Genomic DNA, 24,899 nt, shown 5'->3' with positions numbered 1-24,899 from the left:
ACGCATTGCTTTCGTTCACGTGTTTGGCGTTCATGTCCGGGCTTTCGGTTGGGCCGCTACAGCCGCAGATTTCTGCGTTAGCCGGTGAGGCTGTAACGGCCAACATGGGGTCCGGGGGTGCGTCCGCTTGATAGGCTGGTCCAAAAATCAGGGTTTCCCGCATGGCAGAGATGTCATCGCGACCTGTAATCAGACGGTGGAACCAGGTGCCGTCTTGGGTGTCTCCGTACATGACAGCGCCAACAATGCGTTTGTTCTCAATTACTAAGCGCTTGTAAACGCCGAGAGCTGGGTCGTGATAGATAATGTCTTCGCGGTCGTCGTTTGAGGAGAAGTCGCCAGCAGAGAACAAATCACAGCCGGTTACCTTCAATTTTGTCGCAACTTCGGTGTTTACAAAGCGTGCTTCTTGCCCAGCCAACGTTTTGGCTAGCACCTGAGCCTGTTCGAAAATCGGCGCTACGAGACCAAATACATCTCCATTGTGCTCAACGCATTCGCCAAGCGCCAGGATGCTTGCGTCGGATGTCACCATGTGGTCGTCAACGAGAATGCCGCGTCCGGTCGCCAATTCTGCCTCTACAGCCAAAGCTACCGACGGGCGTATGCCCACGGCCATGACTAACAAATCACAGGGAAGTTCAGTGCCATCGTCCAACAGAAGAGCTTTAACTCGGCCGTGCTTTCCAAGAATTTCTTTGGAATTCGCAGCGCATTTCACTGTTATGCCCTTGTTCGTCAGTTCCTTGCTTAGGAGAGACCCAGCAGCTTCATCAAGTTGTCGCTCCATAAGATGGCTCATGATGTGAACGACGGTCACAGAGACACCGCGCATCGCAAGACCGGCAGCGGCTTCCAAACCCAATAAACCACCACCGATAACGACAGCTTTGGCTTTGGTTTTTGAGCCAAGGGCTATCATAGTGTTGGTATCATCGAGATCGCGATAGGCGATCACACCTTCAAGATCGTGACCGGGCAGGGGAATAATGAACGGGTTTGATCCTGTTGCGATAATCAACTTATCATAATTGACAACGTCGCCGGTATCCGAGGTTACAGTCTTGGACGAACGGTCAATATTGATGATCTCTTCACCGAAGCGGCAGACGCCCCCCTTCTCTTCGTACCACTCGTCTGTGTGCGTGAGGATGTCATCAAATGACTTGTCTCCCGTTAAAACCAGAGACAGCATTATACGATTGTATGTGCCACGCGGCTCGGCGTTGAAGAGCGTGACTTGATAGGCTTCGGGTGCAATCTCAAACAGATGTTCGAGTGCACGCCCCGTAGCCATTCCGGCACCGATGATGATGAGTTTCTGAGGCATGGATTATTCCGCGGCAATGGCCTTTGAAGGCTTGGCTTTGGGTGTTGCGCCGTGCTCATACTCTTCAAGAAAATCCAGAACCTCTTGGCGATAGCTATAATAGTCGGGATGCTCAAGAAGTGCCTTGCGCGTGCGAGGGCGTGGGAGATCAACGTCTACGATTTTGCCAATGGTTGCTTGTGGACCGTTGGTCATCATCACCACACGATCGGCCAACAGGATCGCTTCGTCCACATCATGTGTCACGCAGATTGCCGTTACTTTGGTTCGGTCCCAGACCTCCATCAGAACTTCCTGCAATTCCCAGCGTGTGAGGCTGTCGAGCATTCCGAAAGGTTCATCCAATAGCAGGAGTTTCGGGCTGAGTGCAAAAGCGCGCGCAATCCCGACGCGTTGCTTCATGCCATTAGACATTGAGTGGGCTGGGCGGTCCATGGCGTCCGCCAAACCGACGCGCTCCAAATAGTATTCAACGACGTCCTGACGTTCGCCTTGGCTGGACTTTGGGTAGACTTTGTTCACGCCAATCGCCACGTTTTCCTTCGCGGAAAGCCAGGGGAAAAGGTTTGGAGACTGGAAAACCACAGCACGTTCTGGGTCGGCACCTTCGACATGACGACCATCCAGCCGAATGCCGCCTTTTGAGATCGGGTTCAGACCTGCTGCCATTGTCAAAACGGTTGACTTGCCACAGCCAGAGTGACCAATCAACGAGATGAATTCACCGCGCTGAACTTTGAGGTCAAAGTCTTCAACAACGGTCAAGGGGCCTTTGGGAGTAGGGTAGACTTTGTGAAGTTGTGAAAAATCTAGAAAGTTGTGGTCAATCATACCCTTTTGGGCATCTTTTACGGCCGAGGGCACGCCATGAATGGGCGTGATGTCGGGCAAGATCTTTGTCCCTTCCGACTTCGCGGCAATCCCTACATCCATCAGATATTTGGTGATTTGTGCCCGCAGGGTCTTGAACCCGTCATGGTGGTTCATCTCCATACGGTCTCGGCGGCGCGGTATGTCTACTTTGAACTCTTCGCCAAGAGTGCCGTCAGGATTTAGAGCGATTATGCGATCAGCCAGAATGATGGCTTCGTCTACGTCGTTGGTGATAAGCACACAGGTCTTTTTCTCTGTGCTCCAAATTGCTTCGATTTCATCAGCAAGATTGGCACGTGTCAAAGCGTCGAGCGCAGACAGGGGCTCATCGAGCAAGAGGACCTCGGGGTTCATGGCAAGGGCGCGCGCAACGTTCACCCTTTGCCGCATGCCGCCGGAGAGTTCTGCGGGCCGACGCGTTGCGGCGTGGGAGAGACCAACCATCTTGATATAGTGGTCAACCTTCTGTTCTTTCTCAGTTTTCGACATTTTCGGGAAAACGCTGTCCAGCGCGAGCCGGACATTTCCGTTCACGGTGAGCCAAGGCATCAGCGAGTAGCTTTGAAAAATCACACCACGTTCTGGGCCGGGGCCGGTGATGGGTTTGTCTTTGAATGTGACCTGACCAGAGGTTGGCTTTTCTAGGCCTGCCAGAAGGTTGATCAGAGTGGTTTTGCCGGAGCCAGAGAAGCCCAAGAGCACAAGGAATTCGCCCTCCTGAACGTCCAGGTTGATGTTTTTAAGAACGTCGGTCTTGGCAGTGCCTACGCCGAAGCTCTTGGAGACATTGTCAATTTTAAGAACACTCATGTCGATCACCGGTTAGAGGAAAAGGTGAAAAGTGACTGGATGGCGTACATCAGGCGATCAAGCAGGAAGCCGATGATGCCAATCGTGAAGACTGCAACCATGATTTTTGCGAGCGAGCTGGAGGAGCCGTTTTGAAATTCGTCCCAGACAAATTTTCCAAGTCCTGGGTTTTGCGCCAGCATTTCTGCAGCGATCAAAACCATCCAGCCGACACCAAGCGACAGGCGCAGACCGGTGAAGATCAGTGGTAGGGCTGAGGGCAGCACCAGCTTGGTGATCTTGGTGTAAGTGTTCATCTTCAGAACCTTGGAGACGTTCACCAAATCTTTGTCGATGGAGGCCACGCCAAGTGCGGTGTTGATCAAAGTTGGCCAAAGGGAACAAAGGGTTACGGTGATCGCGGAGGTTAAGAAAGACTTGGAGAACAGACCGTCATCCACTGTGTAGGTGGCGGAAACGACCATTGTGACAATGGGCAGCCAAGCAAGCGGTGAGACCGGTTTGAAGATTTGAATCAGTGGATTCACAGCTGCGTTTGCGTAGGGGCTGAGGCCTGCCATGATCCCGATCGGAACGGCGATAAATGTGCCTATTAGGAAGCCAAAGAACACCGTTTTGATCGAGGTCCAGATCTGATTGTAGTAGCTTGGACTGCCTGTGTACTTGATATCTTTGACTTTTTCTGGCTGACCATTGGCGATGAACTTGGCGTTTCGGGCTTCGACGCGCTCAAGAAACTTGGTCTCTTTTGCGGCTTTGGCTTGAGCATCTTTGTGCAGCAAGACGGCTTCGGACCATACTTGGCTGGGTCCAGGGACCGCGCCGAGCGACGTTTGCACTTTGGGCGCGAAGTTGGCCCAGAGCATCAGGAAAACTGCAATTGCGAGCAGAGGAACGCCCAAAAGACGCCAGATTTCAGCGGCTTGTGCCTTTGGGTTGTCGCCAGCAGCGGCTTTCAGAATGGGAGTGATAAAACTGAGACCGATGACCTGAAACCAGGCGTCGGCCTTGTTAATGCGGGTGAAGAGGCGCGCGCGGCGGGCTTCGCGGTCTTCATCAGCCAAGTTTTGCGGGTCGATTGTGGTCATGTCTGGGTCCTAGCTAAGTCGCTGATTTCTGACATCGGTATTGCGTCAGTATCGCGGCTGTTTTGCGGAGGTGTGATTTCGAACAAAAAGGTGCGGGACGGTGGGGACGCTTGGTGCCCTTCTGGCACCTCGCCCCACCCGCCGTCCCGCGGGGAGTGTTGGGGTTAACCCTGCACTTCGGTGCCGACGACGCGCTGGTCGCCTTTCAGGCCGATTGGCAGGCTATCTAGGTAGGCATTTGGTGCTCGGCCATCGTAAGCGATACCGTCAATCACATCTTCTGCCGGAGTAGGTGCTTTGTAGCCATCGCTGTCCCAAGGGAAATCAGCTGCATCTGCTAGACCTTCGTCAACCAACAGCTTGGCGGCTTCCAGATATATCGCAGGTTTGTAGACAGACTTTGCAACTTCGTCATACCAGCTGTCAGGCTTGGCTTCGGCAATCTGACCCCAGCGACGCATTTGTGTTAGGTACCAAATCGCATCGGAGTAGAATGGGTAAGTTGCGTTGTAGCGGAAGAATACGTTGAAATCGGGTACGTCGCGCTTGTCGCCTTTTTCATACTCAAACGTGCCGGTCATGGAATTGGCGATCACGTCGTAGTCCGCACCCACATATTCAGGCTGGCTGAGAATTTTTACAGCTTCCTCGCGGTTGGCGTTGTCGTTTTCATCCAACCACATGGCCGCGCGGATCAGCGCTTTGGTCACTGCCAGTGTGGTGTTTGGATATTTCTCGGCAAACTCGGCGTTAAGGCCAAAAACCTTCTCAGGGTTGTTCTTCCAAAGTTCATAGTCGGTGATGACTGGAACTCCGATACCTTTGAACACGGCCTGCTGGTTCCAAGGCTCACCCACGCAATAGCCGTAGATGGTGCCAGCTTCCATAGTGGCGGGCATCTGTGGCGGAGGTGTCACGGACAACAGCACGTCGGCGCCGATTTGGCCGGTGATATTTTCAGGAGAGTAGAAACCCGGCTCTAGGCCGCCAGCAGCGAGCCAGTAGCGCAGCTCGTAGTTGTGTGTGGAGACGGGGAACACCATGCCCATGTTAAAGGGCTTACCTTCGTCGGTGTATTTTTCGACAACTGGCTTCAGGGCTGATGCAGAAATCGGGTGCTGTGGACGACCATCGTCCATCAACGGTACGTGTGGTTTCATTTCTTCCCAAATCTGATTGGATACGGTTATGCCGTTGCCATTCAGATCCATTGAGAATGGTGTGATAATGTGGGCCTCTGTGCCGTAACCGATCGTGGCAGCCAATGGCTGACCAGCCAGCATGTGCGCGCCGTCCAGTTGACCGTCGATCACCCCGTCCAGTAGAACCTTCCAGTTCGCTTGTGCTTCGAGGGTTACAAACAGACCTTCGTCGTCGAAGTAGCCCTGTTCATATGCAACCGCCAATGGCGCCATGTCTGTGAGTTTGATGAAACCGAAGGTCAGCTCATCCTTTTCAAGTTCCAGTTCTGCCATTGCTGGCGTCACGAACAGAGTCGTGGCAGCCAGGATCGAAGCGATGCGTTGCATATTGCAGTCCCTATGTTGTGCCCTTCTTGGTGGAGGAGAGGGCTAAAAAACGAAAAAAACCGCGCGACCAATGCCGAGGGAGGAACTCCGGCAGGTCGAGCGGCTTTGCTCAGGAAGGTCCCCGGTCATTCGGGGCAGGATCAGCGAAACGACCTTGTTCCGCGTTGAGAACATTTGGCGGTACGTGCCGCTGAGTCTCAAGAAAGATTCGTTGATTTCTTCTGCGCCGCCGCGTCTGATGCTGCAAATGCACAAAATTTCATCAGTCAGGGAGGGCTGGGTCGAAAATCCGCCCATCAAAGAATCGATCTGGACCCAAGGTGAGTGTGCCACCGTCGGCTGCAGTCGAGGTTGGGGTTTGGAGCGCGCCTTCGCGTTTTTCAGATGCCGCAGGCATAATGGCGCCAACGCTTGCGAGGTGGCGGCGGTACAGATCCGTTCTGAACACGGTGGCGGCGGAAGCCGCAGAGTGCGCGCGATCAAGGCCAAATCGGGTGGCCATGCGGGTGCCGATCCAAGCGGCCTGACTTTTCCATGGGAAGGTGGCGGCGCCTTCAAAGAATTCGAGCATGCGTGGCACTGTGGTGTGTTGACCACGTGGTCGCGTGAGCATTTGCCCGCTAAGTGCACGTTCCAGAATTTCCGCAGAAACGTCGAGGTACTCCGGCCAAGCCAGAATGTCAGAGGCAGTCGAGCGTCTGGATGGGTCAGACAGCCACCGGCCTGCTTTCCACACGGCGCGCATCAGTCGTCCGGTCAGATCGTCCTCAGCTTGTGCCCACTCGCGGCGTACAGCGAGCACCTTTTCGGGGGTGAATTGCCAAATGGCGGCCCCGGCCAATAGCAATCGACCGCCTCCTTGTTCGACGGTGATGCTGCCCCAGGGCTCGCCCACACAAAAGGCGTCGATTTCGTCGTCGGCAATTGCCTGAGCCATCAGGGGCGGTGGAATGATGCGCATGTCTAGGGCTTCGGGCGCATTGAGGCCAGAGCTTGCAAGCCAATAGTGCAGCAGTTCTGCATGCATCGAGAAAGGAAAGGGTACCCCAACGCGCAGTGTGCGGCCGAGGTCGGCCAGAGCCTTGCCGGTGGCATCGGCATCCATAAAGTCGGGCAGCGCACCTTTGGCCGAAAGCTCGCTCGCCAAGGCGTTGGAGATGCCGATAGAGTTGCCGTTGACTGATAAAACGCAAAGGGCATCGAGTTGCGTTGGGACACCGCCAAGCCCAAGGGCCATGGCTACAGGCACCGGCGCAAGCATATGGGCGGCTTCGATTTGCCCGAGAACAAGGCGATCACGCAGAGTGGACCAGCTTGGGGCGCTTTGCAGGTTGAGGGCAAGGCCCTCTTCTTCTGCAAAGCCCAGTTCGTGGGCGATGATAAGCGGGGCGGCATCCACCAGCGGCATAAAGCCGACGGACAAGGGCAAAGTTCTCATGACAGAAGTTCCGAGGCGGTGACGAGTGCCTGGGCCACGTCTGCGATTTTCTTGCCTTGGCTCATCGCGGTCTTGCGGATCAAGGCGTAGGCTTCATCTTCGGTTAGGTTTCGCGCACGCATCAAGATGCCTTTGGCGCGGTCGATGATTTTACGTTCTTCAAGCGCGCGTTTGGTGGCGGCCAATTCGTTGCGCATGCGCGCGAACATGTGAAAGCGAGCGATGGCCGCATCCAGCACCGGTTTGATGCGGTCCGGGTGCATGCCGTCCACGACATAGGCGGAAACGCCAGCCTCGATAGCCGCTTTGGTCAATCCGTCATCGGAGCGGTCAACAAACATCGCCACGGGGCGTTCCAGCGGGGAAGACGCCAATGTGAGCGCGTCGATCGCGTCACGACTTGGATTGGCGACATCCACCAAAACAAGGTCTGGGTTCAGTTCCGCAACCGAGCGCGCAAGGCCGGTTGATTCTGACAGCACACGGATTTGGTGATCTCCGGTTGCGGCCAAACTGTCGATAATGGCTTCGGCGCGAGGCTTATCAGGCTCCACGATCAGGATGGTAAGCTTGGCGGTCACGGCTGGATTTAGCTCCGCTGGCAGGGGACGCTCTGTCCTACGCTGCGTTGCAGCGCTGGGCCATAGGGAAGGTAGGGCAACGTTGATACGTCATGCGGATATTTGCTCATTTTTTGCGCCACATTTTGGATATCGCCTGATTTATGTGCGGTCTAAATGCAGCGGCCGCCATCGACCTCCATAAGGGTGCCTGTGATCATGCTGGCCTCGTCTGAGCACAGAAAAGCTGCGGCGTTGCCCATATCTTCGGGTTGAGAGAAGCGGCCCAATGGGATGGTGGCAAGAAATCTTGCACGCATTTGTGGTGTGTCTTCGCCCATGAAAGATTTGAGCAGGGGCGTTTCGCCAGCGACCGGGTTGAGCGCGTTGACGCGGATGCCAAAGGGGGCAAGCTCGACGGCCATAGTTTTGGTGGCTGTGTTCACCCAGCCTTTGGAGGCGTTGTACCAGTTGAGATTGGGGCGCGGAGAAAGACCTGCGGTGGAGGAGATGTTGAGGATTGCACCCTGTCCATGTGATTTCATGTGTGGAATCAAAGACTGTGCGATCAAAAAAATGGACTTGCAGTTTACGGCGAAGACGCGGTCAAAGTCGGTTTCAGAAATGGTTTCAAGTGGTGCAGGCAGATGGGTAATGCCCGCGTTGTTCACAACGATGTCGATGCGGCCCCAAGCTGTGATCGCGCTCTGAATCATGGCCTGAACACTCGCTGCGTCAGCGACATTCACCGTGCTGGCGATGGAATTGGGGTGTTCGGAAGCTTTGGCGATGGCAGAGTCGGCGTTGATGTCGGCCACCATCACATGTGCGCCCTCAGACAGGAATTTGTCGACGATACCTGCGCCAAAGCCCTGAGCGCCACCGGTGACAATGGCCGTTTTGTTTTCAAGACGCATCTGATGCCCTTTCGCGGTTAGCCGTGCAACGCGGCCACGGTTTTGAGTTGTGAAAAATGAAACAGGGCTTCAAAGCCCTTTTCCCGCCCATGGCCGGAGTGGCCGGTGCCCCCAAAGGGCAATTCCACCCCGCCACCTGCACCATAGTTGTTGAGGAACACCTGACCGGCCTTGAGTTGTTTGGCCAGGCGCATCTGGCGGGCGCCGTTTTGTGACCAGACCGAAGCCACAAGACCATATTTGGTGTTGTTGGCTATGGCCAAGGCCTCCTCTTCGCTGTCAAACGGGATCAAGACCTGCACAGGACCAAAAATTTCATCTTGAGCCAACGTATGATCGGGTGGGACCTCTGCGATAAGTGTTGGCGCGACATAGTGGCCAGGGGCATCTGTTGCGATCTGGCCTTGTGCAGCGGTTGGCAAATCGGCGCCCTGCTTTAAGAAATCGGTGACGATTTCTTTTTGTCGGGCTGAGATGAGCGGCCCAAGCGATGCGTCTTCCAGAGCTGGAGCTGCGCGCATTTGAGTGTAAGCGGCTGACATGCGGTCGGTGACTTCGTTGTAGACCGAGCGCTCGACCAATATCCGCGAAGATGCAGAGCAGGTTTGGCCCGCATTTTGAATACCGGCGTTCACAAGGAAAGGAAGGGCCGCATTCAGATCAGCATCGGCAAAGACCAACTGTGGAGATTTGCCGCCCAGCTCCAGTGTCACCGGCACCACGTTTTGCGCGGCCGCGGTTTGCACAAGCCGCCCTGTGTTGACCGATCCAGTAAATGACACGTGTTGTATATCTGGGTGGCCTGCAAGAGCCGCGCCTGCTTCGGCCCCCAAACCCGGTACAACATTGAGCACTCCGTCAGGCAGGCCTGCTTGCATCGCAAGATCGGCAAAAGCCAAAGCGGTCAAGCAGGCCTCTTCTGCAGGTTTGAGAACGCATGCATTTCCCATGGCCAGCGCCGCACCTACAGAGCGGCCAATGATCTGCATCGGGTAGTTCCATGGCACAATGTGGCCGGTCACGCCGTAGGCTTCGCGCAGGGTGTAGACGGTGTAGCCGTCGAGATATGGAATGGTTTCACCATGCACTTTATCCGCTGCGCTACCGTAAAATTCCATGTAGCGCGCGAGAGCTGTCACGTCGTTGCGCGCTTGCGTGAGAGGTTTGCCAACATCAAGAGCTTCGAGTTGGGCAAGGGTTTCAGCGTTTTCTTTGACCAATTGCCCAATGCGCATAAGAAGGCGGCCACGCTCAGCCGCTGTGCTGCGCCCCCAAACGTCTGCACGGGCGGTGTGTGCGGCGGCGACCGCAGCGTCAATGTCGACCGCAGTGCCGCGGGCGATGGCGGCGAGTCCGGTGCCGTCCGAGGGGTTGGTTAGATCCAATGTTTCTTTGTTTTGGGCGGCCACCCAATGGCCTCCGATTAAGCAAAGAGACGGGGCAAATGGTAGCTCAGGCAGGGACATGTGACGCCTCTTGAATTGTGGGCAGCACCGGGGCAGCCTCTATCAAAGATTGGGTGTAAGGATGTTGTGGATTGGCAAAGACCTCCGCCGTCCTACCTTGCTCGACGATCTCTCCGTCCTGCATAACCAGCACCCGGTCAGTAATGGTCCGCACCACAGAGAGGTCATGGGATATGAAAAGGTAAGCGAGGGTATGATGTCGTGACAGATCAGCGATTAGATCAAGGATTTGGGCGCGGATCGACACATCCAATGCAGAGACGGCCTCGTCGAAGATGATGAGTTCTGGACGCGTGATCAGCGCGCGCGCGATGGCGATGCGCTGACGTTGCCCGCCTGAAAACTCGTGAATGTACTTGTCTGCGTCGTCAGATGTGAGGCCCACGTCAGACAGGACATCTGAGATAGCTCTTTCCAGCTGCGCTCCAGTTTGATGTGCTTTGATCAGGTAGAAAGGCTCTGCCAAGATACGTGACACTTTGTGGCGGGGATTGAAGCTACTGTAAGGGTCTTGGAACACCACTTGAGTTTTGAGACGTTGGGCCGCTGGCATGGTGGGGCCAACCGGGTGGCCAAATGCGGTGATTGTGCCTTTCTGCACTGGTTCGAGACCTAGAATGGCGCGGGTCAACGTGGACTTGCCGCAGCCGGATTCACCCACGAGGCCAACATGTTCGCCTTGATGAATCTCAAGAGAGACGTTGTTGACTGCGCGCAGCTGCGCACGCGGTGCGAACATGCGTAGGCGGGGCTGCGGGTAGTCGCGTGTGACGTTTCGCACCGTCAGAATGGGTGTTGGGTCGTTCTGTGCCGGTGGCAGGTCGACCGCGTGGCTTGAGGCTTCAAAGAGTGCCCGTGTGTAGGGATGCTGCATATTGGCAAGCAAGGTTTTGGTGGGGCCCTGCTCCACCACGTTGCCTCGTCGCATGACAACGATGCGATCTGCAATGTCGGCCACAACGGCAAGATCATGGGTGATGATCAGCAGACCCATATCAAATTCCTGCACAAGATCTTTGAGCAGATCGAGAACGCGCGCTTGGGTCGTGACATCAAGCGCGGTTGTGGGTTCATCTGCAATCAATAGGCATGGGCGGCGTGCGATGGCCATGGCGATGACCACCCGTTGCCGTTGGCCTCCGGACAGCTCATGCGGGTAGCGGGTCAAAGGAAACAGGTCTTGTGGCATACCTACGCGGGTGAGCATGGCGGCCGCCTGTTCCATCGCGGTTGCCTTGGGCATGATGTCATGAATTTGGATGGCTTCGGCGACTTGTTGCCCGATGGTTTGAAGTGGATTGAGAGCTGTTGCGGGTTCTTGAAACACCATGCCAAATTCATTGCCGCGCATGGTGCACAGGGTGCTCTCAGGCAGGTCGTTTAGATCTGCGCCGCTCAGTTTGATTTGGCCAGTTGTCGTCGCGGCCTCAGGCTGCAGCTGCATCACAGCAAGCGCGGTCATAGACTTTCCCGATCCACTTTCGCCGGTCAAGGCGACGATCTCACCGGCTGCGATGTCAAACGAGACGTCATGTAGAACCGGGGTGATGCCGATGGACAGAGATAGGTTTTGAATAGAAAGCAATGTCACGTGCGCACCACGCGGATTTTGGGATCTAAGTGATCGCGCAGGCCATCGCCCAACAAGTTAAGGCCAAGCACCGCTGCAATGATCGCGAAGCCGGGGATCAGTGCGAGGTGGGGGGCAAAAGACACCATTGTTTGCGCATCTGCCAGCATGCGACCCCAAGATGGAACTGGTGGTTGTGCGCCAAGTCCGACATAGCTGAGGCCCGCTTCGGCGAGGATACCAAGCGAGAACTGGATCGTTCCTTGCACGATCAGCAGGTTGGCAATGTTGGGCAGGATGTGATCGACAGAGATCCGGTTCGGATGTTTACCAGCAACGCGGGCGGCAAGGATAAAATCGCGTTGCCAAAGTGGCAGCGCACCAGCGCGCGTCAACCGGGCGAAAACCGGGATGTTGAAGATGCCAATGGCGAGGATCGCATTCACCGCACCGGGTCCAAGAATAGCGGTGATAAGGATGGCAATGACCAGCGAAGGAAAGGCGAAAATCAGGTCGTTCCCGCGCATGATTAGATCGTCAGCCCAGCTGTCTTTGCGTGCGGCGGCCCAAAGACCAAGCGGCACTCCGATACCCATACCGATACCGACTGCCACCAAAGCCACTGCAAGGGATGTGCGCGCGCCAACCATGATCATTGAGAATATGTCGCGACCAAAATGGTCCGTGCCAAACCAGTGCTGCGCCGAGGGCGTTTGCAGTTTGTTTGGGATATCCATCGTGGTGATATCGTAGGGCGTCCAAACAAAGCTGATGAGCGCGGCTGCAAGCACGAGACAACAGAGCGCGCCGCCCAGCAAAATGTTGCGCTGAAGGATCATGTGCGTGTCCTCAGCCGGGGATCGACAGCGGCGTAGGCCAAGTCCACAAAGAAGGTGACAAGGATCACCAGAAACACCAGCAGCATGACCACGCTTTCGACAACAATCAGGTCTCGTGCGGAGATGGACTGAAAGATCAGGCGGCCGAGACCAGGCAGATAAAACACCTGTTCAATGATGATGGCGCCGGCAAGAAGGAATGAGAACTGCATGCCGATGATGGTGAGCACAGGGATCAACGCGTTGCGCACGCCGTGGCGCATCAGGGTCTGATGTCGGGTGAGACCTTTGGCACGCGCCGTGCGCATGAAGTCTTCCCCAAGGACATCCAAAAGGGAGGATCGCATGACGCGCGCAAGGATCGCGGATTGTGGTAAAGCCAGCGCGATGGCGGGCAATGTAAGCGACTTCATCGCTGCAAGCGGGCCTTTGTCCCAGCCTGCAAACCCTCCAGCGGAGAACCAGCGCAGGTTTATGGCGAAGATCAGCACCAACATCATCGCAAACCAGAAGTTCGGCAGAGCGATGCCGAGCTGGGTGGCCCCCATAACGGTCATGTCGCCGGTTTTGCCGCGACGAGATGCAGCATAAATGCCTGCGGGAAAGGCGATCAGGGTTGAAAGCGTCAGTGCATAAAGTGCCAGCGGCAGAGAGACCCAGATGCGGTCACCAATCATTTCAGTCACAGGGGTGCGATAGGTATAGGACAGGCCGAAGTCTCCCTGCAGCATCCCGCCGACCCAAGCCAAATAGCGTTGGAGTTTCGGTACATCGAGGCCCAACTCGGCGCGCAGGGCTGAAATGGTGTCAGGCTGCGCATTCAGTCCGAGCATGAAACTTGCCGGATCTCCGGGTACCACTTCGACCACAAAGAAAATCGCCAAAGAGGCGACGATCAGGCTTATGCCAAGGGAGAAGGCACGTTTGAGCGTATAGCGGAGCATCTGGTGTTAGCTTGGGCGTGCGAGGTAGTCGGTGTCTGTTACATGCTCGAGCCATGTTGCGCCTTTGCCGTCTTCGACCTGTTGGATGGCCATATGGCACATGGCGGTGTCTGGCGTTGCGCCATGCCAATGTTCGATGTCGGGCTCGATCCAGATCGTGTCGCCCGGGCGTATCAATTGGGGCGCTTCGCCCCGCAGGGCAATGAGACCAACCCCGGAAAGCACGTGCAAGGTTTGTCCGACCGGATGGGTGTGCCACGCCGTGCGTGCGCCTGGCTCAAAAGTCACTTGGGCTGCGAAGACCATGGACGGGGGGCGGCTTTCGGTGACCGGATCCATGCGCACGTCACCGGTAAAGTATTCGGTTGGCGCTTTGCTGCTTGGTCGCGTTCCAGCGGGGGTGAGCTCTATCATAGTGCAATGTTCCAGAAAATGTGCCGGCGCCGAAGATCGGCCCCGGCGTGTGAGAGGGTTACTCGGACCAACTGACCGCAGTGAGGTCGGTTGCTTGCGTTGGCGCGTTTTTCCACAGACCTTGAACTTCGGCTCTGGCAATCGTCGGGAACGCCAGTTGAAAGAGGTAGCCGTTCACGTAATCCTCAGAAATCATGGTTTGGGCAACTTTGAGCAGAGCTTTGCGTTCTTGGGGCTGCGTCGCCTGATTCAGGGTCTCCATGATCTGTTGGAATTGCGGATTGTCGTATTGAAAATAGTAGTCCGGGCGGGCGTAGATGCCGATGTCAAACGGTTCGGTGTGGCTGACAATGGTCAGACCGAAGTCCTTGCCGCGAAATACCTGTTCGAGCCACTGCGCCCATTCGAGATTGGAGGTCTCGGTCTCAATTCCAACAGCGCGCAGTTGGGCTGCAATGATTTCGCCGCCGCGGCGCGCATAAGAGGGCGGTGGCAGTTTCAGTGTGGTGGTAAAACCATCAGGATATCCCGCTTCAGCTAGGAGTTTTTTGGATAGATCCGGATCGTATTGCGACAGTCCCGTGAGGTCGACGTAGTTTGGGTTATGTGGCGCAAAATGAGTCCCGATGGGCGTGCCAAGGCCAAACATCGCGCCATCAATAATGGCGGATCGATCAATTGCATGGGCGATGGCTTTGCGCACGCGGCGATCATCCAGAGGCGGGAGTTGATTGTTGGTGGAGAGAATAGTTTCTCCCTCTGAGCTGCCTACAAGTACCTGAAACCGCGGGTCCGCCTCAAATTGCGGCAGGGCCTCTGGGGTTGGAAAGCCAGCAAAGGCGTCAACGTCTTCTGCCATCATTGCGGCGAAGGCCGCTGTTGGGTCTGAGATGAACTTAAAGGTCACATCGGTCAAATTGGCGGGAGTGCCCCAATAGCTTTCGTTGCGGGTCAGGGTGATTTGATCGCCCTGCACCCAATTTTCGAATTGGAACGCGCCCGTGCCTATGGGGGTGGTTTTGATGTCCGCGATGCTTTCAGGAGCAACAATGACCGCATCCCCCCACGCCAAGTTAAACAGGAAGTTGCCGTTGGGGCCGTCCAAAGTGACGGTTACGGTCAGGGGATCGATCACAGAGACATCAGAGATGCTGGTGAAAAGAGCCTTTTGGGCGTTGACGCTGTCTTCTGCGCGGGCGCGGTCTAGCGAAAACTTTACATCTTCGGCATCCATGTCGGAGCCATCGTGAAAGGTCACGCCTTCATTCAAGTGGAAGGTGTAGGTCAGGCCATCTTCTGAGATATTCCAGCTTTTGGCCAATCCAGGAATGACTGCTCCATCGCTGGCAAAACGGGTGAGCCCTTCAAACACATTGGCATACAGCACGCTATCTATCGCCCCTGCAGCAGCCGAAGTGGGGTCCAGATGCGGTGGCTCAAGTTGCAAAGCCACGGTAATGTCAGTTTGTGCGGCCTGCAGCATGGTCGCACTAGAAAGAACTGCAACGGCGCTGGCATTGGCAAGTATTGACGTAAAGTAGGACATTCTATCACTCCCTTATGTATTTGCTTTTTATAATTTTTTTTGGGCACATAGCCAGTTGATTTCTTTAGTCTTGAACTTGAGGCAACAATAGCTGCCTCAGGCTGTGCGCCATGACCTTGGCGCTGTCGATCATATCGTCGATCCCGATGTATTCGTCGGGTTTGTGGGCCAACTCCAATATACCGGGTCCATAAGCGATACAGTTCCTGAGCTTGCCGATCCGATCAATATGTTTTTGGTCATAGGTGCCGGGGCTGGCAACATAATCGGGTGATTTTCCAAGAATATCCTGAATGGCGCGATCTACTGTGGTGACGACTGGCGCGGCGCGGTCGGTCATAGATGGAGCCACGTGATTGAGCTCACGCATTTCGTACCGGAAGTTGTCACGTTTGTCAGACAGCTCATTGAGTAGGCCTTCGACTTCCCCGGCCACCTGATCGTGGGATTCTTCAGCCAGGTAGCGGCGGTCAATCACGATTCGACAACTGTCAGGCACACAATGGGCAGGCAGGCCGGTGAAATCCTCCGGCGGTTCGGCTTGTCCGCCATGAATAGAGTTGATGTTCATGGTGGAGGAACGTGCGCCTTCAGGCACCACCGGCATGTCGGTGCGCCGCGCCGCCATCGCCGGGTAGAGGTCGTTTTCGAATTTGTCGATCACTGCCCCCATGTGGCGGACAGCACAATCCCCCAAGAAAGGCATTGAGCCATGTGCAATTTCTCCGAAGGTTTCAATTTCCGCCCACCAGCCGCCGCGATGGCCCAAGCAGATGCGGTCTTTGTTCAGAGGTTCGGGAATGATGACGTGTTGAACGCGCTCCGGCGCGAAAAAGCCGTTCTCAGCCAAATAGGCCACGCCACCATAGCCGCCGGATTCCTCATCTGCCGTACCTGAGATTTCGATTGCTCCGTGAAAGTCGGGGCATTCTGCGATAAAGGCTTCGGCTGCGATGATGGAGGCGGCAAGGCCGCCCTTCATATCGCAGGCCCCACGGCCGTAGATCTTGCCGTCAGAAATCTCGCCGCCAAATGGATCGAAAGTCCAGCCATGACCGACTTCAACCACGTCTGTATGGCTGTTGAAGTGAACACACTCGCCGGCGTGGTGCCCTGATTTGCGCGCAATAATGTTCCAACGCGGATATTTGTCGCTGTCGCCGGGAGCGCCATGAGCCCGGATCAATTGCGTGTCAAACCCGTGCCGGGTGAGGCGTGTATCGAGATAATCACAGATGTCTCGATAACAATCGCCCGGAGGATTGAGCGTGGGGATGCGGATCAGGTCTTGGGTCAGACTGATCAGATCTTCGCGCAGAGATTCTATGCGGGTCATGAGTTGGGCTGTGTCGACGTGCATTGCGTTCTCTCTCAAGCGTGAAGGAGGCAGCGTATGGAGGCCTCCGGTGGGGTACTTTCAGCAAAAGATGCTGCCTATAGAGATTTAAAAATCATGACCTGCGTAGAGATACGGTATCAATACCGTAGGATTACGGTTTCGGGAGATATGCATGGAGTGGCAAAAACTGGCCTTTGACGCAGCGCCTATCGGTATTGTGGTGACCGAACATCGGGTTATCCGCGCCTGCAATCGGGGGTTTGCTGAAATGTTGGGATATGAGCCGACGGCGCTGCTTGGGCAGTCGTTTCGGCAGTTATATGGGTCTGAACAAGAATATGAGCAAGTGCGCGACATTGGGATGGAACCGTTGCGCGCCGACAGCCCCTACAGCGATGAACGCATGATGCGACGGCGAGATGGCGGACAGGTGTGGTGCCGCTTTCGCGCGCAAACAGTTACGCCGGAAGATCCGTTGGCGCGGCTGGTGATGAGTTTCGCGGTGATACATGAGGGGCCGCCCGTTTCGCTGAGCCCGAGAGAACGGCAGGTAATTGGAGGGGTCGGACGTGGTTTGACCAGCAAACAGATTGCGCGGGAATTGGGACTATCGCCGCGCACAGTGGAGGATGTGCGGGCACGTTTGCTCAAACGCTTTGACGTGAAAAACGCCGTTGAGCTGCTGGCCCATCTGACCATCGGATAAGGCTTTCAGTGCGGACGGGTTGCGTGGGGGCGGCGTGAGGTGATGTTTTCGCAATATTTGCAGGGCGTTTCGGGCAATAATGTTCCGGTTTTACTTGCATTCCATCCTCTTGAATGGCACCCGTTCACACCAGACATAAGAGGGGCGCCCTGTGTGGCGCCAAACGCCATCCTTAGGAGAGCACAAAATGCCCGATCTTCGTTCTAAGACCTCCACCTTTGGTCGCCGAATGGCGGCTGCGCGCGCACTGTGGCGTGCGACAGGTATGAAAACAGAGGACTTTGGCAAGCCGATCGTGGCAGTGGTCAACTCGTTCACCGAATTTGTGCCCGGCCACGTGCATCTGAAAGACATGGGCCAGCTTGTGGCGCGCGAGATCGAAAAAGCCGGTGGTGTGGCCAAAGAAATGAACACCATTGCGGTGGATGACGGTATCGCTATGGGCCATGATGGCATGCTGTATTCGCTGCCATCACGTGAAGTTATCGCTGACTCTGTGGAATACATGGCGAACGCGCATTGCGCGGATGCGCTGGTTTGCATTTCCAATTGTGACAAGATCACACCTGGAATGTTGATGGCGGCGATGCGTCTGAACATTCCGGCGATCTTTGTGTCTGGTGGCCCGATGGAAGCTGGTAAGGTGATCTTGGCAGACGGCGAGCACAAGGCTGATCTTGTGACAGCAATCGTAGGCGCGACCGATGAAGATCGCAGCCAAGAAGAAGTCGACAAGCTTGAGCGCTCTGCCTGCCCAACATGTGGCTCCTGTTCAGGTATGTTCACCGCGAACTCGATGAACTGTCTGGCGGAAGCGCTGGGCTTGGCGTTGCCGGGCAACGGATCTTTGCTGGCGACACATTCCAAACGGCGTGGGTTGTTTGAGGAAGCTGGCCACAAGATCGTTGAGCTTTGTGAACGTTGGTACAAAGAGGGTGATGAGACCGCGCTGCCACGTGGCATTGCAAACTTCAAAGCCTTTGAAAACGCGATGGCGCTGGACATTGCCATGGGGGGCTCGACCAACACGGTTCTGCACCTCTTGGCGATTGCCCATGAGGGTGGCGTGAACTTCACCATGGCCGATATGGATCGCCTGAGCCGTGAGATTCCGCACCTGAGTAAAGTGGCGCCCTCGACGCCGAAGTACCACATGGAAGATGTCCACCGCGCGGGCGGCATTGCGCGCATCTTGGGTGAGCTGGAGCGCGAAGGCAAAATCCACCGCGACTGTGCGACTGTGCATGAACGCACCATGGGTGAGTTCATCGACAAATGGGATGTGCGTCGGGAGACCGCGGGCAATGAAGCACGCGATTTGTATATCGCGGCGCCGGGCGGTGTGCGCACCGTTGAGGCCTTCAGTCAGTCGCGGATGTACACGGAGCTGGATCTGGACATTGAGGACGGCTGTGTGCGGGACTTCGAAAACGCCTATTCTGAAGAAGGCGGCCTTTGCGTGTTGTTTGGTAACATTGCAGAGCAAGGCTGTATTCTAAAGACCGCTGGCGTGATCAAGGAGATGTATGAGTTTGAAGGCACCGCCAAGGTGTTTGAGAGCATGGAAGACGCGATGAACGGCATTTTGCAGAATGAGGTGAAACCCTATTCTGTCGTCGTAATCCGCTATGAAGGCCCCAAAGGGGGACCGGGCATGCAAGAGATGCTCTATCCAACCGCCTATCTAAAATCCAAGAAGCTCGACACCACCTGTGCATTGCTGACCGATGGGCGTTTCTCTGGTGGGACCGCTGGTTTGTCGATTGGACATGCCTCGCCTGAGGCGGCTGAGAAGGGCGTGATTGGTCTGGTGGAAGATGGCGATAAGATCCAAATTTCCGTGCCCAACCGCACCATCCATTTGGATGTGAGCGAAGAAGAATTGGACCGTCGCCGTGCTGACCACCCGCAAGCCGACAAAAAAGTTTGGAAAGCTGTTGGGCGTCCTCGAGCGGTGTCCAAAGCGCTAAAAGTCTATGCGGCGCATGTGTCCAACGCATCCTTGGGTGCGGTGCGCACTTTGGATGAAGACGAATAATCGCTTTTCGATTTATAGCTTAAAACGGGGTCGCTTGGCGGCCCCGTTTTGCGTTTGGGGCTTTGTGCGTCTTGCCACACCTGCGATATGCTCATTTCAGTGTGTTTTTCGCCCAAAGCAAGTGTGTGGCGCGTCGTGGTAAAGCGAGCTTAGAGCGTGAGGGGCCGGAAGGCGGCTGTCAGGCCGATGCCACCGCCAATGCCGATCATCGCCATAGCAAGGCTGTTGTCGGAAACTTTTTGGCGGATGAGTTGGCTGAAGAGGCGTGTGACTAGAATGGCACCGGATGCGCCAAAGGGATGGCCCAAGGCGATGGCGCCGCCTTGGGCATTGGGCAGGGTTTCTTCGATTTCGAGCGTATCGAGTGAGGCGAGCACTTGCGCGGCGAAAGCCTCGTTGAATTCCAAGTGTGTTAGTGCGCCGAGCGAGATATGTGGATGTTGGGTGAGCAGTTTGCGGGTTGAGGCGACGGGGCCAATGCCAAGGATATTGGGGTCTACGCCAGCGGCTGCCCCCCCAAGGTAGGCAAGAGCTCTGGTGTGACCGAGGTTGCGGGCCTTGGTTCGTGTGGTGATGACCATCGCAGCAGCGCCGTCATTTAGGGGACAGGCGTTGGCAACGGTGACGGTGCCGTCTTTTGAAAACGCGGGCCGTAAGCGGGCAAGGCGTTCGGCGGTCAGGGTGTCACGTATACATTCATCGGTCATCTCGCCCGAGATGGGAGTGATTTCTGCGGCAAAGCCATCGGCGTCGCGCGTTTTTACTGCGCGTTCATGGGACCGCAGCGCGAAAGTGTCTTGGCGGGTGCGGGAAATTCGAAATTGTGTGGCTACGGTGTCTGCTGCCGCGCCCATTTCCGGGTCACCGATGGCATCAGGTGCAAAGCGCGCGCGCCTGTAGCTGTGTTCTGGTAAACTACCGCTGGCAGGAAGCTGGCGCAGCGGCGCACGAGAGCGGCTTTCGACACCGCCGGCAACGTAGGCTGTTCCTGCGCCGGCTTGAATGAGGTGGCAGGCCATCATTATAGCCTCAAGGCCTGAGCCGCATTGCCGATCGACTGTGACGCCGGGCAGGGACGTCGGGAAACCCGCATGCAAGGCCGCGAGGCGGGCGACATTGCCGCCGGGCCCGGCGGCGTTCCCCAAGATCACATCGTCAAGTTGATCAGCAGGGAGACTGGCGTCTTGTAGGGTAGACTGCAGAACAGGTGCCGCGAGGTCTTCAATTTCTAAGGAGGCGAACATACCTCCGGCGCGGCCGATGGCACTGCGACGGGCGGCGATGATCACGGGTTGGCGATCAGGTGGCAGCAGGGACAAGGCGGGAATCCTTTTTGTGCAACCAAGAGGTCAGGCGACCGCGATCGGGTTTGCCGGAGGTCGTGAGGGGCCAGTCAATGATCCGATAGATATGTCTTGGCAACTTGTAGCGCGGCAGTCGGATCGAGAGTTGGGATTTGAGTTCATCCAAAGGGGTGTCACCTTGGACGATGGCCACGAGCTCTTGGCCGCGAGACTGATGTGCAACCCCGAGCACCACGGCGCCGGTGATGCCTGCAATATTGGTGAGTGCGGTTTCGATTTCTTGCGGATAGACATTGTGGCCAGCTGTAATGACCATGCCACCTTCGCGTCCAAGGAGGCTGAGACTGCCATCGGAGTTGAGTTTGCCGATGTCCCCGACAGTGGCCCAGGGACCCTCGCGACGGAACCCGCTGTTGCGGCCACCCCAGAGGTAGCTGTCAATCGCCAGATCGCCGCGCACGAAGATGGTGCCGGGCGAGCCTTGTGGCACTTCTTCGCCATTTTGGCGCAGTGAAAGTTCCACATGGGGGAACGGCCGGCCCACAGAATACGCGGGCGCAGACGAGCTCTGGCGGCCGTGGGTGTTGAGACTGACAAATCCCAGCTCTGAGGCGCCGTAGTATTCATGGATGCGGGCGCGCGGAAAGATGTCGCGGGCCTTCGTCAGAAGCGCGGGATCGAGTTTGGCACCCGCTGTGGTGATTTCGACGATGCTGCCACATTGCATGCCGTTGCATAACGCGCCAAGCAGGCTTGGCACAGCGACAATGCGGCGGGCGGTGGCGAGGGCCTGCTGGGCAGATGCCAAATCAAATTTGGGCAGCGCGTGGAACGTCGCCCCGAGGTCGAGCGTTTCGGCAAGTGCGTAGAGCGTGATGCCGTGGGACAGCGGGCCCGGGGCGAAGGTGTGGCTTTGCTCTGTGAGCGCAAATGCCAGGCGGCTGGCATCAAGAGAGGCGCGCCAGCTGTGGCGCGCACGCGCGAAGGCTTTTGGTTCTGATGTGGTGCCGGAGGTGAAGCCAACCATGAAGATGGCGCGGGGATCGGTGGCGGGTATGTCTTTTGGGGGGGCGAGAAACGCCTCAAATGCATCGGTGTCCACGCAGATGGCGGGAATACCGAGGTGTTCCGTTGCGGCGATCAGGCCGGTTTGTGTGGAGAGGCAAAACAGGACATCGGGCGGCAGTTTGGACAGCACACGCTGATGCAGGGCGTCAGGCCAGTGTGGGTCAAGCAGGGTGACGGCATGCGGCGTTGCGAGTGCGGCGGTCAGCAGGCTGGGAGCTTGGGGGTGGTTGCCAATGGCCAGAGCAAAGTTGCGGGCACCTTCAGGCAAGGGCAGATCGCCGCGTTTTCGCGGCAGGTTTGACAGTGCGCTATGCAAACGTTGCAGGCGCTCAAAGAGCGCGCCGTAGCTGAGCTGGGTGTCCGAAAGCGCAACCGCCAGCGCTTCCGGGCGCTGGCGCAGGTGATGATCAAATACATGTCGTAGGGGCAAGCGCGTCCTCTAAAGGCTTGGGTAGGCGCGGCGCAGGCCACGGGCAATCACAGTTGCCAGCACCACCTTTATCAGATCACCGGGGATATAGGCCACCATGATGGTCAGGGATTGGGACAGGCCAAGCTTGCCAATGAAAGCCATCCACGGGATGCCTGCGGTATACATCAAAGCGATACCACCAAGTGCCACGTAGAAGCCCATCTCTAGCGCAGTTGCATCTCTGTCTTTTTCGATCAGGTAGCCAATCAGTGCTGCGCAGAGCGGCCATGCCAGAAGGAAGCCACCAGAGGTGCCGATCAGCGCGCCAAAGCCGCCACGACCGCCGGACAACAAGGGAAGGCCAATGGCCACGAGAGCGATGAACAACAAGAGCGCATAGCCGCCGCGCTTGGCACCCAGTACGCCACCAGCCAGCATCACACCAAGTGATTGAGCCGAAATTGGCGGCAAAGCAGCCCCTGCGAAGTGCACAGGAGGCATCAGGCCGAGAGCCGCGGTGAGGGCGGCAAAGAGTGCGATATAGACGATGTCTTTGGTGGTCATAGAGGTGTGTCCCGTGCGCGTGGTCTTGGTGTTTGATTTACCGCGTGGCGTAGAAATCAATTGGCCTGCACGCAAGGATGGTGCGCGCCTGGTGACAAAACTTAGGAACGATATCCCCGGGAATCGATGGCATCTGAAATTTCGTCCGCCATCTTAATCGCGCGGATCGCCATGGGCATGGCCACGGCAATAACCGAGCGCTCAAGGCCGCGCACCTTTTGGGCTTCGCGCACCTCGGTGGTGATTTGAGCCAGAACCGGAATGAAGCGCAGTGCGAGGGAGATTGCGAGGCTGACCTTTTCTGGGTTCACGCCCAGTGGCTTGAAGACATGCAGCGCGCGCGTCATGGTGTCGATCATGTCGCTTGAGCGGGTTGTGAGAGTCACAAGGCTGGCCAGCCAGATTAGAGCGGCAAGGCGCAAGACCACGTAGGCCGCAAGTTCAATCCCAGAGAAGTACCATTGGATGGCAAAAAACAAAATGAAAACCCAAAGTAGGGGGCGAACTTGAGTGATCGCCTGTTTCGGCGATAGCTGGGCGATGGGGTAGAGCAATAGAATGCCAGTGGTCGCAATGATGGTAATCAACAGGCTTTGATTGAGAAACAACAGCGTTGCGGCAACCATCAGTCCCAGCATTTTAGGAGCTGGGCGCGTGCGGTGCAGTACGGAGCGGCCAGGAGAGTATAGGTCCAACATCAGGCCATGAGCTCTTGGTAAGCAGGGATGACTTTGGCAGGTTTGCCGTCGGCAAAAACGCGTCCGCCATCAATAACAATTGCGCGGTCGTAGTCGGCGATCAGATCGAGATCATGCGTGACCATAATGACCTGTTGAGTGAGCGCGGCGACGGCACGGGTGATGCGCCGTTTGTTGCGCAGATCAAGCAATGTTGTGGGTTCATCCATCACCAGTATTTGCGGCTCCATAACCAAGACGCCTGAGATCGCGAGCAACTGCTTTTGCCCGCCTGACAGAAGGTGTGCCGGATGTTCACGTAGGTCGCTCATGTGGTAGCGTGCAAGGATTTCATCGCTTTTGGCGATGATGTTCTCCTTAGAGTAACCGAGATTCTTCATACCAAACGCCAGATCTTCTTCGACCACGGGCATGACAATTTGGTTGTCGGGGTTTTGGAAGACGAAGCCCACTTTCCGGCGGACATCGCGCGCTTTCTTGAGGGTGTTGAGGCCGTCAACCAGCACTTCGCCGGAGGTGGGCTGCGCAAGACCGTTGAGCAGTCTTGCAAAGGTAGATTTCCCGGAGCCATTGGCGCCTAAGATTGCAATGCGGCGCTCAGAGAGATGCAGAGAGATGTCACTCAACACGGTGCGTGTGCCAAAGGACAGGCTAACATTTTTGAGCTCGATCATGGGATATCCCGCCGTTTGCTGGTCGCGCGCTCTTAGCGCAAAGGGGACATGGATTGAAGCATTGCAGCCTCCGGCGGGTATATTTTAGAGCCCAGAGGGCGCTAGACGCCCTGAAGTTAGAAAATTGTTCCGATTTGAGCGTTCACTCTGCCATTAGGGCTGGCACGCCACCAATCTCACCAATCAGCGGTAGCAGCGCATCCAGTCCTTGGCCTTGCCGCAGAGAGGTGAACAGGAAAGGTCGGGTGCCGCGCATTTTGGTGGCGTCACGCTTCATCACGTCAAGCGAAGCCCCCACATAGGGAGCAAGGTCGATTTTGTTGATCACCAAAATGTCGGAGCGGGTGATGGCAGGACCGCCTTTGCGGGGGATCTCTTCGCCGGCGGCCGTGTCGATTACATAGATTGTCAGGTCAGCCAATTCTGGGCTGAAGGTGGCGGAAAGATTGTCGCCGCCACTCTCAATCAGGATGATGTCGAGGTCGGGGATTTCTTTGTTCAGCTCGTCAATGGCGGCGAGGTTGATGGATGCATCCTCACGGATGGCAGTGTGCGGGCAACCGCCGGTTTCCACACCTTTGATACGGTTCAAGGGTAGCACCTGTTGGCGCATAAGCTCTTCGGCGTCTTCACGCGTATAGATGTCATTGGTCACCACAGCGATGGAGAGTTTGTCGCGCAGCAGGCGGCACAAATTGGCGGTGAGCGTGGTTTTTCCAGCGCCCACGGGGCCGCCGATGCCAATGCGAAGAGGGCCATTAGGAGAAGTCAT

21 protein-coding genes and 1 pseudogene are annotated in these 24,899 nt (G+C 56.4%); 2 read left to right on the top strand and 20 right to left on the bottom strand.

Going from position 1 to position 24,899, the window contains the following annotated elements:
* Positions 1 to 52: 52 nt before the first annotated feature.
* From ABWV47_RS08320 to ABWV47_RS08255, 14 genes and pseudogenes are all read right to left on the bottom strand, one after another.
* Positions 53 to 1,330, bottom strand: a pseudogene (locus tag ABWV47_RS08320) (NAD(P)/FAD-dependent oxidoreductase); the annotation flags it as partial.
* A 3-nt stretch (positions 1,331 to 1,333) separates the two neighbouring features.
* Entirely contained in the window at positions 1,334 to 3,013 is a 1,680-nt protein-coding gene (locus ABWV47_RS08315; RefSeq protein WP_353310646.1) for an ABC transporter ATP-binding protein, read from the bottom strand.
* 5 nt (positions 3,014 to 3,018) lie between these two features.
* Entirely contained in the window at positions 3,019 to 4,101 is a 1,083-nt protein-coding gene (locus ABWV47_RS08310) for an ABC transporter permease (protein ID WP_353310644.1), read from the bottom strand.
* Positions 4,102 to 4,265: 164 nt separating this feature from the next.
* Complete coding sequence (locus ABWV47_RS08305; RefSeq protein ID WP_353310642.1) at positions 4,266 to 5,630, bottom strand: CmpA/NrtA family ABC transporter substrate-binding protein; 1,365 nt, start codon at positions 5,628 to 5,630, stop codon at positions 4,266 to 4,268.
* 262 nt (positions 5,631 to 5,892) lie between these two features.
* Positions 5,893 to 7,068, bottom strand: a complete 1,176-nt coding sequence (locus tag ABWV47_RS08300) for an ABC transporter substrate-binding protein (RefSeq protein ID WP_353310640.1) — start codon at positions 7,066 to 7,068, stop codon at positions 5,893 to 5,895.
* Positions 7,065 to 7,649 (bottom strand): ANTAR domain-containing response regulator, encoded by a 585-nt coding sequence (locus ABWV47_RS08295; protein WP_353310638.1) that lies wholly within the window; start codon positions 7,647 to 7,649, stop codon positions 7,065 to 7,067. The genes ABWV47_RS08300 and ABWV47_RS08295 overlap by 4 nt, the downstream gene beginning before the upstream one ends.
* Positions 7,650 to 7,801: 152 nt before the next feature.
* On the bottom strand, positions 7,802 to 8,545 hold the full coding sequence (locus ABWV47_RS08290) for an SDR family oxidoreductase (protein WP_353310636.1): 744 nt from the start codon (positions 8,543 to 8,545) through the stop codon (positions 7,802 to 7,804).
* Positions 8,546 to 8,562: 17 nt separating this feature from the next.
* A complete protein-coding gene (locus ABWV47_RS08285; protein ID WP_353310634.1) occupies positions 8,563 to 10,011 on the bottom strand; it encodes an aldehyde dehydrogenase family protein in 1,449 nt (482 codons plus the stop codon).
* Positions 9,998 to 11,602 (bottom strand): ABC transporter ATP-binding protein, encoded by a 1,605-nt coding sequence (locus ABWV47_RS08280; protein WP_353310632.1) that lies wholly within the window; start codon positions 11,600 to 11,602, stop codon positions 9,998 to 10,000. Before ABWV47_RS08280 ends, ABWV47_RS08285 begins: the two co-directional genes overlap by 14 nt.
* Entirely contained in the window at positions 11,599 to 12,420 is an 822-nt protein-coding gene (locus ABWV47_RS08275; RefSeq protein WP_353310630.1) for an ABC transporter permease, read from the bottom strand. The genes ABWV47_RS08280 and ABWV47_RS08275 overlap by 4 nt, the downstream gene beginning before the upstream one ends.
* A complete protein-coding gene (locus ABWV47_RS08270) occupies positions 12,417 to 13,364 on the bottom strand; it encodes an ABC transporter permease (RefSeq protein ID WP_353310628.1) in 948 nt (315 codons plus the stop codon). The genes ABWV47_RS08275 and ABWV47_RS08270 overlap by 4 nt, the downstream gene beginning before the upstream one ends.
* 6 nt (positions 13,365 to 13,370) lie before the next feature.
* On the bottom strand, positions 13,371 to 13,778 hold the full coding sequence (locus ABWV47_RS08265; RefSeq protein WP_353310626.1) for a (R)-mandelonitrile lyase: 408 nt from the start codon (positions 13,776 to 13,778) through the stop codon (positions 13,371 to 13,373).
* A gap of 58 nt (positions 13,779 to 13,836) precedes the next feature.
* Positions 13,837 to 15,324 carry an ABC transporter substrate-binding protein gene (locus ABWV47_RS08260; protein ID WP_353310624.1) on the bottom strand — a complete coding sequence of 496 codons (1,488 nt, stop codon included), beginning with the start codon at positions 15,322 to 15,324 and terminating at the stop codon, positions 13,837 to 13,839.
* Between the two features lie 64 nt (positions 15,325 to 15,388).
* Entirely contained in the window at positions 15,389 to 16,684 is a 1,296-nt protein-coding gene (locus ABWV47_RS08255) for an acetylornithine deacetylase/succinyl-diaminopimelate desuccinylase family protein (protein WP_353310622.1), read from the bottom strand.
* A gap of 151 nt (positions 16,685 to 16,835) precedes the next feature.
* Between ABWV47_RS08255 and ABWV47_RS08250 the strand changes: the two genes are divergently transcribed.
* Positions 16,836 to 17,369, top strand: coding sequence for a LuxR C-terminal-related transcriptional regulator (locus tag ABWV47_RS08250; RefSeq protein WP_353310620.1), 534 nt, complete (start codon positions 16,836 to 16,838; stop codon positions 17,367 to 17,369).
* Positions 17,370 to 17,556: 187 nt separating this feature from the next.
* Positions 17,557 to 19,407: a dihydroxy-acid dehydratase gene (gene ilvD, locus ABWV47_RS08245; protein WP_353310618.1), complete on the top strand. Its 1,851-nt coding sequence runs from the start codon at positions 17,557 to 17,559 to the stop codon at positions 19,405 to 19,407.
* Positions 19,408 to 19,556: 149 nt separating this feature from the next.
* Here the strand turns inward: ilvD and ABWV47_RS08240 are convergent, their stop codons facing one another.
* From ABWV47_RS08240 to ureG, 6 genes are all read right to left on the bottom strand, one after another.
* Positions 19,557 to 20,726, bottom strand: coding sequence for a thiolase family protein (locus ABWV47_RS08240; protein WP_353310616.1), 1,170 nt, complete (start codon positions 20,724 to 20,726; stop codon positions 19,557 to 19,559).
* Positions 20,707 to 22,209 carry an AMP-binding protein gene (locus tag ABWV47_RS08235; protein WP_353310614.1) on the bottom strand — a complete coding sequence of 501 codons (1,503 nt, stop codon included), beginning with the start codon at positions 22,207 to 22,209 and terminating at the stop codon, positions 20,707 to 20,709. Before ABWV47_RS08235 ends, ABWV47_RS08240 begins: the two co-directional genes overlap by 20 nt.
* A 9-nt stretch (positions 22,210 to 22,218) precedes the next feature.
* The gene (locus tag ABWV47_RS08230; protein WP_353310612.1) at positions 22,219 to 22,755 is read right to left on the bottom strand and encodes a biotin transporter BioY; all 537 of its coding nucleotides are present in this window, start codon (positions 22,753 to 22,755) and stop codon (positions 22,219 to 22,221) included.
* A 101-nt stretch (positions 22,756 to 22,856) separates the two neighbouring features.
* A complete protein-coding gene (locus tag ABWV47_RS08225) occupies positions 22,857 to 23,453 on the bottom strand; it encodes an energy-coupling factor transporter transmembrane component T family protein (protein ID WP_353310610.1) in 597 nt (198 codons plus the stop codon).
* Positions 23,453 to 24,127, bottom strand: coding sequence for an energy-coupling factor ABC transporter ATP-binding protein (locus tag ABWV47_RS08220; RefSeq protein WP_353310608.1), 675 nt, complete (start codon positions 24,125 to 24,127; stop codon positions 23,453 to 23,455). Before ABWV47_RS08220 ends, ABWV47_RS08225 begins: the two co-directional genes overlap by 1 nt.
* Before the next feature lie 142 nt (positions 24,128 to 24,269).
* On the bottom strand, positions 24,270 to 24,899 hold the full coding sequence (ureG, locus tag ABWV47_RS08215; protein WP_353310606.1) for an urease accessory protein UreG: 630 nt from the start codon (positions 24,897 to 24,899) through the stop codon (positions 24,270 to 24,272).

It is taken from the genome of Shimia sp. NS0008-38b (assembly GCF_040370365.1).
Lineage (GTDB): Bacteria > Pseudomonadota > Alphaproteobacteria > Rhodobacterales > Rhodobacteraceae > Shimia.
The sequence above is the reverse complement of the archived record's forward strand: the minus strand, read 5'-3'. Positions and strand labels throughout refer to the sequence as shown.

Coding starts and splice junctions, on each gene's coding strand:
- ureG (WP_353310606.1), bottom strand. CDS start 24,899: ATGACTTCTCCTAATGGCCCTCTTCGCATTGGCATCGGCGGCCCCGTG.
- ABWV47_RS08270 (WP_353310628.1), bottom strand. CDS start 13,364: ATGCTCCGCTATACGCTCAAACGTGCCTTCTCCCTTGGCATAAGCCTG.
- ABWV47_RS08285 (WP_353310634.1), bottom strand. CDS start 10,011: ATGTCCCTGCCTGAGCTACCATTTGCCCCGTCTCTTTGCTTAATCGGA.
- ABWV47_RS08255 (WP_353310622.1), bottom strand. CDS start 16,684: ATGCACGTCGACACAGCCCAACTCATGACCCGCATAGAATCTCTGCGC.
- ABWV47_RS08250 (WP_353310620.1), top strand. CDS start 16,836: ATGGAGTGGCAAAAACTGGCCTTTGACGCAGCGCCTATCGGTATTGTG.
- ABWV47_RS08315 (WP_353310646.1), bottom strand. CDS start 3,013: ATGAGTGTTCTTAAAATTGACAATGTCTCCAAGAGCTTCGGCGTAGGC.
- ABWV47_RS08300 (WP_353310640.1), bottom strand. CDS start 7,068: ATGAGAACTTTGCCCTTGTCCGTCGGCTTTATGCCGCTGGTGGATGCC.
- ABWV47_RS08265 (WP_353310626.1), bottom strand. CDS start 13,778: ATGATAGAGCTCACCCCCGCTGGAACGCGACCAAGCAGCAAAGCGCCA.
- ABWV47_RS08290 (WP_353310636.1), bottom strand. CDS start 8,545: ATGCGTCTTGAAAACAAAACGGCCATTGTCACCGGTGGCGCTCAGGGC.
- ABWV47_RS08305 (WP_353310642.1), bottom strand. CDS start 5,630: ATGCAACGCATCGCTTCGATCCTGGCTGCCACGACTCTGTTCGTGACG.
- ABWV47_RS08220 (WP_353310608.1), bottom strand. CDS start 24,127: ATGATCGAGCTCAAAAATGTTAGCCTGTCCTTTGGCACACGCACCGTG.
- ABWV47_RS08275 (WP_353310630.1), bottom strand. CDS start 12,420: ATGATCCTTCAGCGCAACATTTTGCTGGGCGGCGCGCTCTGTTGTCTC.
- ABWV47_RS08310 (WP_353310644.1), bottom strand. CDS start 4,101: ATGACCACAATCGACCCGCAAAACTTGGCTGATGAAGACCGCGAAGCC.
- ABWV47_RS08230 (WP_353310612.1), bottom strand. CDS start 22,755: ATGACCACCAAAGACATCGTCTATATCGCACTCTTTGCCGCCCTCACC.
- ABWV47_RS08260 (WP_353310624.1), bottom strand. CDS start 15,324: ATGTCCTACTTTACGTCAATACTTGCCAATGCCAGCGCCGTTGCAGTT.
- ilvD (WP_353310618.1), top strand. CDS start 17,557: ATGCCCGATCTTCGTTCTAAGACCTCCACCTTTGGTCGCCGAATGGCG.
- ABWV47_RS08225 (WP_353310610.1), bottom strand. CDS start 23,453: ATGTTGGACCTATACTCTCCTGGCCGCTCCGTACTGCACCGCACGCGC.